The 14,556-nt window shown below is 71.3% G+C and carries 14 protein-coding genes; 6 read left to right on the forward strand and 8 right to left on the reverse strand.

The features are described 5' to 3' along the window. Nucleotides 1-16: 16 nt before the first annotated feature. The gene (locus tag AB0M59_RS00320; RefSeq protein WP_364606060.1) at nt 17-1,039 is read right to left on the reverse strand and encodes a zinc-dependent alcohol dehydrogenase family protein; all 1,023 of its coding nucleotides are present in this window, start codon (nt 1,037-1,039) and stop codon (nt 17-19) included. Nucleotides 1,040-1,065: 26 nt separating this feature from the next. Continuing rightward, nucleotides 1,066-2,769 carry an MFS transporter gene (locus AB0M59_RS00325; protein WP_364606063.1) on the reverse strand — a complete coding sequence of 568 codons (1,704 nt, stop codon included), beginning with the start codon at nt 2,767-2,769 and terminating at the stop codon, nt 1,066-1,068. Between the two features lie 101 nt (nt 2,770-2,870). Between AB0M59_RS00325 and AB0M59_RS00330 the strand changes: the two genes are divergently transcribed. Then, nucleotides 2,871-3,776 (forward strand): helix-turn-helix transcriptional regulator, encoded by a 906-nt coding sequence (locus AB0M59_RS00330; RefSeq protein ID WP_364606066.1) that lies wholly within the window; start codon nt 2,871-2,873, stop codon nt 3,774-3,776. 40 nt (nt 3,777-3,816) lie between these two features. On the opposite strand, the gene AB0M59_RS00335 is transcribed toward AB0M59_RS00330, so the two are convergent. After that, on the reverse strand, nt 3,817-4,452 hold the full coding sequence (locus tag AB0M59_RS00335) for a TetR/AcrR family transcriptional regulator (RefSeq protein ID WP_364606069.1): 636 nt from the start codon (nt 4,450-4,452) through the stop codon (nt 3,817-3,819). 139 nt (nt 4,453-4,591) lie between these two features. Here AB0M59_RS00335 and AB0M59_RS00340 point away from each other — a divergent pair, with 139 nt between their 5' ends. The 3 genes from AB0M59_RS00340 to AB0M59_RS00350 all read left to right on the forward strand — a co-directional run bounded on the left by AB0M59_RS00340 (nt 4,592) and on the right by AB0M59_RS00350 (nt 7,025). Beyond that, on the forward strand, nt 4,592-5,326 hold the full coding sequence (locus AB0M59_RS00340; RefSeq protein WP_364606072.1) for an SDR family oxidoreductase: 735 nt from the start codon (nt 4,592-4,594) through the stop codon (nt 5,324-5,326). Between the two features lie 50 nt (nt 5,327-5,376). Continuing rightward, nucleotides 5,377-6,000 (forward strand): NAD(P)-binding domain-containing protein, encoded by a 624-nt coding sequence (locus tag AB0M59_RS00345; protein WP_364606075.1) that lies wholly within the window; start codon nt 5,377-5,379, stop codon nt 5,998-6,000. Between the two features lie 122 nt (nt 6,001-6,122). Then, nucleotides 6,123-7,025 carry a TIGR03619 family F420-dependent LLM class oxidoreductase gene (locus AB0M59_RS00350; RefSeq protein WP_364606078.1) on the forward strand — a complete coding sequence of 301 codons (903 nt, stop codon included), beginning with the start codon at nt 6,123-6,125 and terminating at the stop codon, nt 7,023-7,025. 116 nt (nt 7,026-7,141) lie between these two features. Here the strand turns inward: AB0M59_RS00350 and AB0M59_RS00355 are convergent, their stop codons facing one another. Both AB0M59_RS00355 and AB0M59_RS00360 read right to left on the reverse strand, forming a co-directional pair. Further along, complete coding sequence (locus AB0M59_RS00355) at nt 7,142-8,035, reverse strand: fumarylacetoacetate hydrolase family protein (RefSeq protein WP_364606081.1); 894 nt, start codon at nt 8,033-8,035, stop codon at nt 7,142-7,144. A 119-nt stretch (nt 8,036-8,154) separates the two neighbouring features. Beyond that, nucleotides 8,155-8,727: a TetR family transcriptional regulator gene (locus AB0M59_RS00360; protein ID WP_364606084.1), complete on the reverse strand. Its 573-nt coding sequence runs from the start codon at nt 8,725-8,727 to the stop codon at nt 8,155-8,157. Nucleotides 8,728-8,814: 87 nt separating this feature from the next. Here AB0M59_RS00360 and AB0M59_RS00365 point away from each other — a divergent pair, with 87 nt between their 5' ends. Both AB0M59_RS00365 and AB0M59_RS00370 read left to right on the forward strand, forming a co-directional pair. Further along, nucleotides 8,815-10,236 (forward strand): FAD-dependent oxidoreductase, encoded by a 1,422-nt coding sequence (locus AB0M59_RS00365; RefSeq protein ID WP_364606088.1) that lies wholly within the window; start codon nt 8,815-8,817, stop codon nt 10,234-10,236. Next, nucleotides 10,236-10,553: a putative quinol monooxygenase gene (locus AB0M59_RS00370; protein ID WP_364606091.1), complete on the forward strand. Its 318-nt coding sequence runs from the start codon at nt 10,236-10,238 to the stop codon at nt 10,551-10,553. Before AB0M59_RS00365 ends, AB0M59_RS00370 begins: the two co-directional genes overlap by 1 nt. Nucleotide 10,554: 1 nt before the next feature. Here the strand turns inward: AB0M59_RS00370 and AB0M59_RS00375 are convergent, their stop codons facing one another. From AB0M59_RS00375 to AB0M59_RS00385, 3 genes are read right to left on the reverse strand one after another with little or no spacing between them, the layout of a single operon-like run. Continuing rightward, nucleotides 10,555-11,898 (reverse strand): CapA family protein, encoded by a 1,344-nt coding sequence (locus AB0M59_RS00375; RefSeq protein WP_364606094.1) that lies wholly within the window; start codon nt 11,896-11,898, stop codon nt 10,555-10,557. Continuing rightward, nucleotides 11,891-13,735, reverse strand: a complete 1,845-nt coding sequence (locus AB0M59_RS00380; RefSeq protein WP_364606097.1) for a CocE/NonD family hydrolase — start codon at nt 13,733-13,735, stop codon at nt 11,891-11,893. The genes AB0M59_RS00375 and AB0M59_RS00380 overlap by 8 nt, the downstream gene beginning before the upstream one ends. Continuing rightward, complete coding sequence (locus AB0M59_RS00385) at nt 13,735-14,556, reverse strand: transporter substrate-binding domain-containing protein (RefSeq protein WP_364606100.1); 822 nt, start codon at nt 14,554-14,556, stop codon at nt 13,735-13,737. The genes AB0M59_RS00380 and AB0M59_RS00385 overlap by 1 nt, the downstream gene beginning before the upstream one ends.

Here is a 14,556-nt window from a genome sequence, read left to right on the forward strand (position 1 = left end):
CGTGGATCTCCGGTTCTCAGGGGCGCAGAAGGGTTTTGACGGCGCGGCGTTCGTCCATGGCCCGGTAGCCCTCGGCGACCTGGTCGAGGGGAAGGGTGAGGTCGAAGACGCGACCCGGGTCGATGGCACCGCGCCAGATGCGGTCGATCAGGTCCGGCAGGAAGCGGCGGACCGGGGCGGGACCGCCGAGGAGGCGGACGTGGGAGTAGAACAGTTCCTCGCCGGGCAGGGTGACGTCGTGGGCGACGCCGACGTAGCCGACCGCGCCGCCGGGGCGGGTGGAGCGGATGGCCTGCATCATCGACTCCTGCGTGCCGACGGCTTCGATGACCGAGTGCGCGCCGAGTCCGCCGGTGAGGTCCTTGACCGCGGCGACGCCGTCGTCCCCGCGCTCGGTGACGATGTCGGTCGCGCCGAATTCGGTGGCCAGCTTCTGCCGGGATTCGTGGCGGCTCATCGCGATGATCCGCTCGGCGCCGAGCTCCCGCGCCGCCAGGACGGCGAGCAGGCCGACGGCGCCGTCGCCGACGACGGTGACGGTGGAGCCGGGCCGGACGTCGGCGGCGACTGCGCCGAACCAGCCGGTGCCCAGGACGTCTGAAGCGGCCAGCAGGCTGGGCAGCAGATCGTCGGACGGGACTTCCGGCGTGGCGACGAGGGTGCCGTCGGCCAGTGGGACCCGCAGGTACTCGGCTTGGGCGCCGCCGGCGCCGACGAATTCGCGGTGCACGCAGGAGGTCTGGAAGCCGGTGCGGCAGATTTCGCAGGTGTTGTCGGAGGCGAAGAAGGAGCCGATGACGAACTGGCCGGGCTTGATGGTGGTGACGTCGGTGCCGGCCTCTTCGACGATTCCGGCGTATTCGTGGCCCATCGGGGTGGGGGAGGTGACCGGGTTGATGCCGCGGTAGTCCCACAGATCCGAGCCGCACACGCAGGTGGCGGACATCCGGATGACCGCGTCCGTCGGGGCTTGGATGGTGGGATCGGCGCGGTCCTCGAGGCGGACGTCGCCGGGGGCGTGGATGACAGCTCCGCGCATGGTCGTGTGCTCCTTCGAAAGGGTGGTCAGTTCCGGAAGACCTTCTTGGCGACGGCCATGGCGGCCATCGCCTGCGGCCAGCCGGCGTAGAAGGCCAAGTGGGTGATCGCTTCGATCAGTTCGGCTTCGGTGTTGCCGTTCTCCTTGGCCAGGCCGAGGTGGTAGACGAGCTGCTCGGTGTTGCCGTTGGTGGTCAGCGCGGCGACGGTGACGAGGCTGCGTTCCTTGGGAGTCAGGTCGGTGCGCTTCCACACTTCGCCGAAGAGGACGTCGTCGGTGAAGTGCACCAGCGCGGGCGCGAAGTCGCCGAACATCTTCTCCGCGCCGGAGGGCTGGGGGTTGTCGGTCATCGTGGTTCCCTTTCGTTGATCTTGTTCCAGTGGCGGGTGCCCAGGCCCGCGATCGCGGTGAAGGCGGCCGCGGCGGCGACGGCGGCGGCCAGTAGGAGGCTGACCCGCATGCCGGGCGTTAAACCCGGAGGTGCGGCCAGCAGGGCGCCGAAGACTGCGACGGCCAGTGCGCCGCCGAGCTGGCGGCTGGTGTTGAACGCCCCGCTCGCGGTCCCGGCCCGGTGCGCGGGGACCGCGGCGAGCAGGACCGCGATCACCGGCGGGATCACCGTGGGACCGCCCAGCCCGACGAGAATCATCAGTGCGGCGGTCACTCACGTGGGTGCGGTGGCGGGGAGGAGCGCGAGGGCCGCGACGCCGGCCGTCATCAGCGCCAGGCCGGTCACGACCACGGGCCGGGCGCCGGTTCGCTCGACCACGCGGGGCACGATCGGGGGTCAGTACGAGCCCGGCCGGCATCATCGGCAGGAACACCACACCGGTGGCCGGCGACGACAGACCGCGGTCTTGCAGGACCAGGCTCAGCACGAATGGCATCCCGTAGTAGCCGATCATGAACGCGAACCCGATGACCACCGCCGCGACCACGGTGCGGGAGCGGAACAGCTCCAGCGGGAGCATCGGGTGCGCGATCCGGGCTTCGAGCAGCACGAACGCGGCCAACGCGAGAACGGCGATCCCGAACGCCGTCAGCACGGCCGGCCGGCCGAAGCCGTCTTGACCGGCTTCGATGGCCCCGAAGACCAGCGCGGCCATCGCGAGGGCGCCGACGAGCTGACCCGCCGCGTCGAACGGCACCCGGTGGCGGTCCGACCGGCCGACCCGGCGGAGCAAGAGCAACGCCACGGCTCCGGCGGGGAGGTTGATCAGGAAGATCCACCGCCAGCTCACCGTCGTCAGGACGCCGCCCAGGAGCGGGCCGGCCGAAGACGCCGCGGCGCCGCCCATCGCCCACATCGCGACCGCGCGGGCCCGGCGCACCGGGTCGGGGTAGGTCTGGGCGATGAGCGCCATGGAGGACGGCATCACCACCGCGGCGGCCAGCCCTTGGGCGAAGCGGCACGCCACCAGCACCCCGAGCTGCGGGGCCGGCCCGCACGCCGGCGACGCCAGGGTGAACCCGGCGATCCCGAGCCCGAACGCCTTCTTGGCGCCGATCCGGTCGGCGAGCGAGCCGGCCGAGAGCAGGGCGGCGGCGAACATGAGCGTGTAGCCGTCGACCACCCACTGCAGGCCCGCGATGCCGCCGCCCAGGCCGGTCCGGATGTCCGGCAGGGCGATGTTCACGACGACCGCGTCCAGGGTGACCACGAAGAACCCGAGCAACGCGGTGGCGAGCGTCGCGACGGCGCTGCCGGCGGTCTTCTCAGGAGTGGTCACGCTTCGATGGAACGCCCGTTCGGGTACGCGCGGCAGGTCGCGTCTTTCCGGGTCACGACAGAACCCCCCTCACGGGTTCGGGCCGTCGTACCGTGGAGCGGGTGAACGCCAAGAGCACCGAGGTCCGCGACTTCCTGGTCACCCGCCGGGCCAAGATCACCCCCGAGCAGGCCGGGTTGCAGCACTACGGTGGCAACCGCCGCGTGCCGGGCCTGCGCCGCGAAGAGGTCGCCATGCTCGCCGGTGTCTCCGCCGACTACTACACCCGCGTCGAGAAGGGCAACCTCGCCGGCGTCTCCGACAGCGTCCTGGACGCCATCGCCGGCGCGCTGCAGCTCGACGAGGCCGAGCGCGTCTACCTGTTCGACCTCGCCCGCGCCGCCAACGCGGCCGGCCGTCCCCGCACCGCCTCCGGCCAGCGCCGCCGTTCTCCGCAGCGGGTGCGTCCGGTCGTGCAGCAGATCCTCGACAGCATGACGACGACGGCCGCGTTCGTCCGCAATGGACGGTTGGACATCCTGGCCGTCAACCTGCTCGGCCGCGCGCTGTACTCGCCGGTGTTCGACAGTCCCACCCGCACCAGCGAGGTTTCTTTGCCCAACCTCGCCCGCTTCGGGTTCCTCGACCCCGCTGCCCGCGACTACTTCCCGGACTACGCCAAGTCCTGCCACACCTCGGTCGCGATCCTGCGCACCGAAGCCGGCCGCGACCCCCACAACCGCGATCTGTCCGACCTCATCGGGGAGCTGTCGACCCGCAGCGAGGACTTCCGCACCCGCTGGGCCGCCCATGACGTCCGCCTGCACCGCACTGGTACCAAGGAGTTTCGCCACCCGGTCGTCGGCGAGCTCGTCCTCGACTTCGAGGCCATGGAACTCGCGGCCGACACCGGGCTGACCCTCACCGCTTACACCGCGCGCCCTGACTCCCCTTCGGCCGAACGACTCCAGCTCCTGGCGAGCTGGGCCGCGACAACCACGCTCGCCGAAGCCGACGTCGACCGCTGAACCGGGGATTCCGGTTACCACCCTGCGACAAGCCCGGCAGCTACCGCTTCGGCCGCGCCGAATTCGACGTCGTTGCGCGGTCATCGCCGGGCCGCCGAGAAGATGACGCGGGGATGGCGTTGTCGATGAGGACGGCGGCGATGGCGGCGGCGGTGGGGAAGGATTCGCTGTTGAGGACCCGGGTGCGGGCCGAGGCGCCGTCGATGAGCAGCGCCAGTTGTTCGCCGAGTTGTTCGGGGTCGGTGGCGCCGGCCTCGCGGGCGGTTTCGGTGAGCCGCGCGGCGATGGCGGTCTTGTAGTCGCGCGCGTACTGGGATGCGGGGTGTTCGGGGTCGTGGAGTTCGACGGCCGCCGCGATGTAGGGGCACAGGGGCGTGGACGCGGGTATCTCGAAGGCGGCGAGGAGCCGTTCGCGGGGGGTGAGGTCGGTGCGGTCGAACACTCCGGGCATGACGTCGGGATCGAATCGGCGCAGGTATTCGGCGACGAGTTCGTCCTTGCCGGCGAAGTGCTGGTAGGCCGTGCGCTTGGACACCTGGGCCACGGTGCAGAGCTGGTCCATGCCGGTGCGGTTGATGCCCTGATCGCGGAACAGCTGCTGTGACGCGCTGAGGATGCGCTCGCGTGCGCCCCTGCCGCGGCGCCGGCCCTGGGGGCCCTTCTCCAACTCCGTCATGCCGCCAGTGTAGACCCGTTCGGTACCGACCGGTGTACGTAGCTTGCGCCCCGGCCGGTCGTCGGATACGTTACGTACACAGACTGGTGTACGTAAGAATCGGGCTGTTTCGGATACCCCTCAATTCAACGGAGTGATCGTGGGAAAGCTCGATGGCAAGGTCGCGGTGATCACCGGCGGATCCACCGGGATGGCACTGGCCGGCGCCAAACTGTTCGTCGAGGAAGGAGCGCACGTCTTCATCCAGGCCCGGCGGCAGGAAGCACTGGACGACGCCGTCGAGCTGATCGGCCGCAACGTCACCGCCGTCCAGGGTGACGCGGCCGAGCTGGACGACCTGGACCGCTTGTACGACACCGTCAAGCGGGAAAAGGGCTCGATCGACGTGCTGTGGGCCAGCGCCGGGATGGGCGAACCCGCCGTCCTCGGCGAGATCACCGAGGAACAGTTCCACCGCGCCTTCTGGCTCAACGCGCGCGGCACCCTGTTCACCGTGCAGAAGGCGCTGCCGCTGATCAACGACCACGGCTCGATCTTCATGACCGGATCCAACGCCTCCCTCGGCGCGTTCCCCGGCTGGAGCCTTTACGCGGGAAGCAAAGCCGTCCAGCAGGCCTGGGCCCGCGTCTGGCTCAACGAACTGCGCGACCGCAAGATCCGGGTCAACGTCCTGACTCCCGGCCAGGTCGCCACGGCCAAACAGGAAGAACTGTTCGACGAGGCGACCAAGGCCGCATTCGAGTCCCTCATCCCCCGCGGAAAGATGGGCCGTCCCGAGGAAATCGCCACGGTCGCCCTGTTCCTCGCCTCGGACGACTCCACCTACGTCAACGGCCTGGAACTGGTCACCGACGGCGGCACCACCGCCATCTGAACCACACCAGGAATGTCGCGGCACCTCGAAACAGGAAGAGAGCACACCTCATGAGCAGCATCACCCTAATCGGCACGGGGAACATGGCCCGCACGATCGGCACGCTCGCGGTCGCGGGCGGCACCACCGTCGAGGTCATGGGACGCGATCAGTCCAAGGCCGAGGACCTGGCCAAGGCTCTGGGCGGCGGCGCGACGGCGGGCGAGTGGGGCGCCGTCCCGGCCGGGGACATCGTCATCACGGCCCTGTTGTACGACGGTGTCGTTCCGGTCGTCGCCGAGTACGGAGACGCCCTCGCGGGCAAGGTCATCGTCGACATCAGCAACCCCTTCAACGCCACGTTCGACGGCCTGGCCCACAGCGAGGAGACCTCGATCGCGCAGGAAGTCGCCAAGGTGGCCCCGGCCGGCGCCGGCGTGGTGAAGGCGTTCAACACCATCTTCCGCAACGTCCTGGAGAACGGCCGGCCCGACGTCTTCATCGCCGGCGACGATGCGCGGGCCAAGGCGGGCGTGGCGGCATTCGTCGAGAGCCTCGGCCTGCGCCCGCTGGACGTCGGCGGCCTGAAAATGGCGCACTGGCTGGAAGGGGTGGGCGTGGTGACGGTGGGCCTCGCCGGCAACGGGGTCGGCCACGGGGACTTCGCCCTGGGCGTCAACGAATTCACCGGCTGAGCCCCGGGGCCGAGCAGCCGGTGAACAGGGCGCCGTGTGCCCTGGCAATGGTTGATGGACCACCGACTCGCTGAGGTCGGAATCAATGGTGGCAAACGATCCTGCTTGAGGAGATTCTCGCGATGAAGCTCGGTTTCGTGATTCCCATTGTCGGGCCCGCCGTCAGCGGCGCCCCCGGCCTGAGCGCGTTCTGCCGCGGACTCGAGGACCTTGGCTACGACACCCTGTGGGTCGGCGATCGCCTGGCCACGCCGGTCGATGTGGACAGCGGCTATCTGGCCCACGGGCCGCAGATGACCCGTTCCCTCGATCCGGTGCTGCTGTGGACCGTCGCCGCGGCGGCGACCAGCCGGATGCGCCTGAACGCCAGCACGCTCAGCACGTTCTACTACGAGCCGCCGCACCTGGCCCGGCTGCTGACCACGCTCGACGTGCTCAGCGACGGCCGCCTTGGCGTTGGTGTGGGGCTGGGGTGGATGAGGCAGGAGTACGACATCGCCCGCAGCGCGGACTGGCACCGGCGAGGCAAGATGCTCGACGACATGCTGGCGTTCCTGCATACGTGGTGGACCACCAATCCTGTGTCCTGGGACAGCGAGTTCTTCACCTTGCCGCCGGTCCACGCCGACCTGCGTCCGGTCCAGGCGGGCGGGCCGCCCATCTGGATCGGCGGGGCCGGCGAGGCCGCGATGCGCCGGGTCGGCCGCAGCGGGGTCGGCTGGCTCGGGGTCGACGGGCCGGCACCCGCCGCGTCGATCACCAGTCAGGACGAGGGCGCCGACCGCCTGTGGTCGATCGCGCGCCGAGCGGCGCAGGACGCCGGCCGCGATCCCGACGCACTGAAGACGGCCATGCGGATCAACCTCGAACCGGGCACGTCCGTCGGCTCGCTCGCCGACAAGTTACAGCGGTACGCCGAGTCCGGTGTTGATGAGGCGTACTTCGATGCCTTCGCGGTGTTCACCAGTCTTGACCAGATGCTCGACTTCGCCGGCCAGGTGATCGCGCGTACCGGCCGGTTGTGACCACCGAAGAACCGACGGAATCGGCTGCCGCGGAACGCATCTACCCGCGTGGGGTGAATCCGCAGGTGGTCGCGTCGCCGGACGGGACGATCTTGGGGGTGTCGGGCGACTTGCGCTCAGTGGCCCGGCTGGGGCGCGCGGGCCGCGAGCACTCGGCGCACCTCGTCCGCGCCCAGCACCACGGGGGAGCGTAGCGATCCGACCTCGTCGATCTCGATCTCGACCACGTCTCCCGGCCGCAGCCCTTGATCGAGTCCCGGTACCACGGAGGTGCCCGCCGAGAGCACGGCGCCGTCGGGGAAGTCGTTTTCCCGCCACAGGTACTCGACCAGTCCGGCCGGTTTGCGGTTGAGCTGCGCGGTACTGGCGTCGCCGGCGAACACCTCGTGACCGTCGCGCAGGATGCGCATGCGGAAGCCGAGCGACAGCGGGTCCGGTACCTCCCACGCGGGCCGCACCCGCGCCGACACCGCGCACGAACCGGTGTAGATCTTGGCCTGCGGGAGGTACAACGGGTTCTCGCCTTCGATGCTGCGGGAGCTGACGTCGTCGACCACCACGTACCCGGCGATCTCCCCGGCACCGGTCAGCAGCAGGCCGAGTTCCGGCTCCGGCACGTTGTTGGCGGAATCCGCGCGGATGGCGATCGGCTCGCCGTCGGTGACCACGCGCCAGGCGGCCGACTTGAAGAACAACTCCGGCCGCTCCGCGCGGTACACCCGCGCGTAGATGTCCTCGTCGGCGCTCTCCTCGCGGCGGGCCTCCTCGGACCGCAGGTAAGTCACCCCGGCGGCCCACACCTCCATGCGCCCGTCCAGTGGCGGCAGCAGGCGCGTCCCGGCCGTGGACACCGGCTCCCCGGCGGCCTCGGCCAGCTCGCGGATCTCCGCCACGGGGCGACGCAGCAGGTCACTCATCGACGCCACCGCGAGCGGCCGCAGCTGCTCATCGGTGAGCAGGCCGACCCGGATGGTGCCGGATCCGTCGGCGAATCGCACCAGGTGGCTCATCCAGGACCTCCTCGTTCACCATCGAACTTACGGAGTGCGGAGCGCGGCGGTCAACGAGTTTCGAACAGCCGAAAGCTACAGCGGAGACAGGAGGTACCGCGCCGCACGGTCCTGAGACATCAACCGCTCACGACCGGGCGGGGGTCGGTGAGGTAGTGGCGGATGACCGGCGTGACCCAGGCTTCGAGTTCGGCGCGGGACATGTGCGCCAGGGGCGGCACCTTCAGCACGTAGCGGGAGACGGCCAGGCCGAGGATCTGTGAGCCGAGGAGTGCGGCGCGTTCGGGGGCGTGGTCGGTCACGACGGCGGCCACCGCCGGGGTGACCTGGCCGGTGAACAGTTCCAGCATCTTCGCCGCCGCCGCTTCGCTGGTCGTGGCCGCGCGCAGCAGGGACAGGAAACCGGCGTCGTCTTCCCAGACGCCGAAGAACCGCGGCATCAGCACGTGCCCGAGCTCGTCGGCCGTCACGCCGGTGAGGTCGGGCAGGTTCAGCTCGAACTCCGCCGCCGCCGCGAAAAGGCCTTCCTTGGTGCCGAAGTAGCGGATGACCATCGCCGGGTCGACGCCGACGTCCGCGGCCACGTCGCGCAAGCGCACCCGGTCGAACCCGTGCGCGCCGAAGCGGGTCCGGGCCGCTTCGAGGATCGCGGCGCGGGTGGCGGGGGCGGAGCGGCGGCGGGTCTCGGGCATGGCGCCAGCATAAGTCATCGACGGTTGACTTCGCCCGGCGACGCTCGTACGGTCTAAGTCACCCGCTGTTGACTTAGGAGGTCCGGAGTGGACACCGTGGACGTCGTCGTGGTCGGGGCCGGCCCGACCGGCTGCATGCTCGCCGGGGAACTGGCGCTGGCCGGTCGGTCGGTCGTGGTCGTCGAAAAGCACGCGGAAGCGTCGCCGCTGAGCCGGGCGTTCGGGACCCACGCCCGGACGCTGGAGGTCCTGGACACCCGCGGCCTCGCCGACGAACTGGTCGCCACGGGCACGAAAGCGGGCAGCCTCAGCCTGTGGAAGAGCGCCGGGCTCGACCTGACCCGGCTGCCGTCGAGATTCCCGTTCCTACTGGTCACCCCGCAGCGGAACGTGGACGCGCTGCTGGAAAAGCACGCCTTGGCGCAGGGTGCGCAGATCGTGCGCGGCGCCGGGGTCACGGACCTGGACCACCGCGAGGACGGCGTTGTCGTCCGCGCCGGGGAGCGAGCGTGGAAGGCGTCCTACGTGGTCGCCGCCGACGGCGCGCACAGCACGGTCCGGCGGCTGACCGGCACGGAGTTCCCGGGCAAGGTCCTGCTGAACTCGATCATGCTCGCCGACGCGTACCTCGCCGAGCCGCCGGCCACGGTCATCACCGTCGACGCGGTCAAGGACAGTTTCGCGTTCCTCGCGCCCTTCGGCGACGGCTGGTTCCGTGTCATCGCCTGGGCTCGGCGCCACGAACGCGATCCGGCCTTCCGCGCGGAACCGGAGCTGGTGCGCGACATCCTCCGGCGCACCATGGGCAGCGACTTCGGCATGGGGGAGACCCGCTGGATCTCGCAGTTCCGCAGCGACGAACGCCAGATCGGCGCCTACCGCGCGGGCCGTGTGTTCTTCGCCGGCGACGCCGCGCACGTCCATTCGCCCGCGGGCGGGCAGGGCATGAACACGGGCATCCAGGACGCGGCCAACCTCGGCTGGAAACTGGCCGCCGTCCTCGACGGCGCCGACCCCGCGATCCTCGACACCTACCAGGCGGAACGGCATCCGGTCGGCAAGCTGGTGCTGCGCACGAGCGGCGCCACGATCCGGATGATGACGGTGCGGGCGTGGCCGGTGCGGATGCTCCGCAACCACGTGATCGGCGCCCTGCTGCGCAGCGGCCGGTTCTCTCGCAAGGCGGCCGGGATGTTCACCGGGACCGGAATCCGCTACCGGCGCGCGTCGTCCGAGCATCCGCTGGTCGGCACCCCCGCGGCCGGCGTTCCGCTGCGGGAGGGCCGGTTGCCGCTTGCGTTGCGCCGTGGCGGGTTCGTGCTCGTCGCGGGCCGGGACGCCGGGGACGTGCACGCGCCGGTGCCGGTGGTGCATCGCACCGACGACGGACCCGGGCTGCTGGTGCGTCCGGACGGCTACGTCGCGTGGGCCGGCGACGTAGCGTCGGGGGAGTGGGCCGGTGCTCTCGGCCGGTGGACCGCTCCCGCCCGGGAACGGCGGGCCGGCTGATGCAGGTCGTCGTCATCCGCTTCGTCGTGCGCGAGGAATGGGCTTCCCGCTGGCTTGCGCTCGTCGATGAGTTCACGCGCGCGACGCGGGCCGAGGACAGCAATCTGTGGTTCTGGTGGGCGCGTGACGTCGACGAGCCGAACGTCTTCTTCCTCTTGGAGGGGCATCGGGAGGAGGGCGTCGAGGCACACTTGAAGTCGCCGTTGATCCCGAAGATCCAGCGTGAGTGGCCGGCCGCGCTCGTCGAGACACCGCGGGTGCTCATGACGACCATGCCCGGGAACGCGTGGGCGGACCTGGCGCTGCTGCCGGTGTAGCTCAGCGGAGGTCCACGTACCCGACGCCGCCACGGTTGACGAGCTTCGTCCCGAGCGGCGCCGACAACCGCTGCAGCCGACGAAGGATCCGCGTCGCGCTCGAACCCCGCGCGAGCCGGGGGATGCCGCGGTCGGCGTCGCGGCCGCTGTTCCAGTGCAGCTCGATGGGCTGCAGGCGAAGCTCGGACAGCCGGCCCCGCGAGGTGAACCGGCACACGGCCACCACGCTCTCGTACCAGATCCGCTCCTCGAACACGCCGTGGACACGCTTGTGCTCCAGGTACTCGGCTTCGGTGGTCTCCGGTCCCGGCGGCGGCTGCTTCTCGTAGGCGTCGTGGGTCAGTGGGCGCTGCGTGTTTTCCATGAAGACGAAGTTGCCGAGCGAGTGGAAGACCGGGCGGCCGCGGTGCAGCTCGATGCCGCGGAGCTGGTGGGGCCCGTGCCCGGCGACCAGGTCGGCGCCGTCGTCGATCGCTTCGCGGGCGAGGGTGCGCAGGAACTCCGGCGCCGTCCGGCTCCGGTTGCCGGGCTCGTGGGTGTGCACCGCCGCGATCGTGAAGTCCGACGTCTGTTTCGCCTGGCGCACCGAGCGCAGCACCGCCCGGCGGTCGCCGTCGTGCATCGTGTACTCGACGCCGACCGCGTCCCCGGCGCCGAAGGACGTGCCGAAGAGCGTGACCGTCCCTTCGCGACGGTCGGCCTCGAGCACGGACCGCTTGACGTCGGGCAGGGCGTCGCGGATGCGGGCCAGCGCGGCCAGCTCGGCCGCCGGGACCCGGACGAGCCGCCGGGTGCGCAGCGCGTTGAGGCCCGGGCGGCCCGGCACCCGGCCGAGCGGGTCGGCGGCCCGGGCCATCGGCTCGAACCGCGAGGCGAGCGACACCAGCGCGACCCGGCCGGCGGGGGTGACCAGGTACCGGGGCGCGCGGGCGTCCGCGAGGGTTTCGCCCGTGCCGGCGTGCGCGATCCCGGCCGCGGTGAGCAACCGGTCGGTGGCGCGCATGCCGGCCACGCCCCAGTCGGTGGTGTGGTTGTTCGCCCGGGAGACCAGGTCGAACCCCATGCGGCGCAGGTCGGCGGGCACGCCGGGGGTGCTGATCAGCCACGACCCGCCCGGTTCGGCTTCCGGCCAGCCGCCGAAGGCGCCGAGGTCGGCCGCGGTGCCTTCGAAGTTCCCGACCGTCACGTCGGCCGAACGCAGGAGCGCGAGCAGGTCCGGGGCGCGGCGTTCCAGCACTGGCGTGAGCACGTCGTCGACGACGAGGTCGCCGACCGCGGCGACGGTGAAGCCGTCCGGCACGTTCGCCCGCCGCCAGGCCGGGGCCAGGGCGCCGCGCTCACGCATCGAGCACCGGCAGGGTCAGCCACGACCGCCCGTCGACGTGGACCCGGTTGGTGGCCACGACCTTGCGCCGGTCGCCCACTTCCCGCGCGCCGGTGTTGGTGTTGACGTCGAAGCGGGGGAAGTTGCTGGAGCTGACGTCGAGCCGGATCCGGTGCCCGGCCCGGAAGAGGTTCGCCGTATCCGGGGCTTCCACGGTGATGTCGCAGACCTCGCCGGGGACGAGCGGCTCCGGCTCGGCGAAGGAGTTGCGGTAGCGGCAGCGCAGGATGCCGTCGGTGAGGTTCATCGCGAAGCCCTGGGGGTAGTCCGCGCTCGGCGGGTGGACGTCGATCAGCTTGACGGTGAAGTCGGTGTCGGCGGCGGTGGACGAGACGGCCAGCCGCACCGTGACCGGGCCGGCGACCGCGACGTCGTGGTCCAGCGGCGGGGTCTGGAACACGAGCACGTCGGGCCGGCTCTCCAGCGGCAGGAACGGCGGCACCGCGCCGAAGAAGCGTTCGTCGGGGCACTGGTGGAACGCGCCGCCGCTCATCACCGGTTCGCCGGAGGTGACCTGACCACCGAGCGTCGGCACCGGGTCCGCGGGGTCGTAGTCGTACTCCAGGTACGCGCCGCTCGCCGGCGTGCGCGACAGACCGCCGTCGGCGTGCAGGTGGAACACCTGCTCCCGCGCGGTTTCCGGCGGCCACGCCGTCGCGGTGCGCCACCGGCCGCCGTGGTCGAGCCGTCCTTCGGGGGTCCGGCGCCCGGAGCCGCCGCCCATCAGGAAGTACCGCACCGGCGGCGGGGTCTCACCGGACGCGGCGAGGTGCGCGTCGAACCAGCGCAGCCGCATCGAGACGTAGTCGTCGTCGAGGTTCCCGTCGAGGGCCGCCCGGGGGCCGAAGTCGACGTCGCCGGCGTGCCGCGCGCTGCGGGCGCCGTGGGTCCACGGCCCGAGCACGAGGTAGGCGGGGCTGTGCTTCTTGCGGCCCAGCTCCCGGAAGTTCTCGGTCGCGGTGCGGATGTAGGGGTCGTACCAGCTGGAGATGTGCAGGCTCGGGACGTCCGGGAACCGGTCGTAGAAGCCGCGGGCGAAGATGCCGGGCTGACGCCAGTACTCGTCGAAGATCCCGTGCTCCCACTGCTCCAGCAGGTAGTCCTCGTAGTCGGGGACGAACCGCAGCGGGGTCGCGCCGCGCCGCCACGGCATCCGGGTGAACCACGCCCGCAGGTCCTCGGAGTCCAAGGTGGCCCGCAGCACCGGGTCGGCGGCCACCCGCGCGCTGGTCCGGGCACGGTGGAACGCCCAGGTCACCTGCTTCAGCTCGAACGCCCCGCCCATCCGGGTGCCGGCTTCGTAGGCGCTGGCGAACCCGCCGGAGTCGAGGAACATGGCGGCCAGGTGCGGCGCCCCCAGCGAGGCCAGCGCGGCTTGGGCGTGGGCCGAGTAGGAGACGCCCATCGTCGCGACCCGGCCGTCGCACCAGTCCCGCGCGGCGATCCACTCGACGGTGTCGTAGCCGTCCTCGGCCTCGTTGAGGTACTTGGTGAACGTGCCGCCGGAGTCGCCCCGGCCGCGGCAGTCCTGGCGGACGACCAGGTACCCGCCCGCGACGAACCGTTCCGCGGCCACCTCGGGCGCCGGCGGGTCGTCGGGGCCGAGGGCGCCGTCGGACTGGCGGGCCAGCCGGCGGCCGTACGGCGTGCGCTCCAGCAGCACCGGCCCGGCCGGGGGATCGGGCCGCGCCGCGTAGAGGTCGGCGACCAGGACCGTGCCGTCGCGCGCGGGCACCTCGAGCACGAGCCGCCAGCAGGTCCGGCCGCCGGGCAGGTCCAGCTGTTCCCAGCCGCCCATCAGAGGCCGCCCGCGAACTGCGCGCCGAGCTCGGGCCAGGCGGCGACGAGCTGGGGGAGCGGAGCGGTGGTGAAGTACTTGCGGTACAGCCGCGCGTACGTGCCGTCGGCGACCATCGCGCCGATCTGCTGGTCCAGCGCGGTCAGCAGGGCGCTGTGGTCCTTCGGCACGGCCATCGACGTCGGGTGGTCGACCGGCGCGGAGGTGGCCCGGCGCAGCGAAGGGTACTGCTTGAGGAAGTGCTCAGCGTCGGGACCGCCGACGACGAAGGCGTCGATGCTGCCGTTGAGCAGCTGGCTGACCGCGGCGTTGGCGTTGGGGAAGCCGATCGGCGCGGCGCCCGGCATCTTGGCCGGGACGAAGGGCTCCTGCGCCGAGCCGGTGACGACGCCGACTTTGCGGCCGCCGAAGTCGGTCAGTTTCGCGGCGGTGCTCTTGCCGCCGGTCAGCACGGCGGTCGTGCTCCAGAACAGCGGCTTGGTGAACGCGACGCTCTTCGCCCGTTCGTCGGTGACGCCGAGCCCGGACGCGGCGAGGTCGTACTGGTGGCTGGTGAGGCCGGCCAGCGACGACGTCACCGACGTCGACTTGTAGTCGACCTTCAGCCCGAGCCGCTTGGCGGCCTCGTCGGTGACGTCGATGACGAACCCGACCGGCTTGCCACTGGGGTCACCGTAGGCGAAGGGCGGCTGGCTGGTCTGCGTGGCGGCGCGGATGGTGCCGGGTTCGAGCAGACCGTACTGGTCGTCGGCGGACGAGGTGCCGCCGCAGCCGGCGAGCACGAGCGCGCCGGCGAACGCGGCCAAGGCGATGCGGAACAT

The organism is Amycolatopsis sp. NPDC051371 (assembly GCF_040682155.1).
Lineage (GTDB): Bacteria > Actinomycetota > Actinomycetes > Mycobacteriales > Pseudonocardiaceae > Amycolatopsis.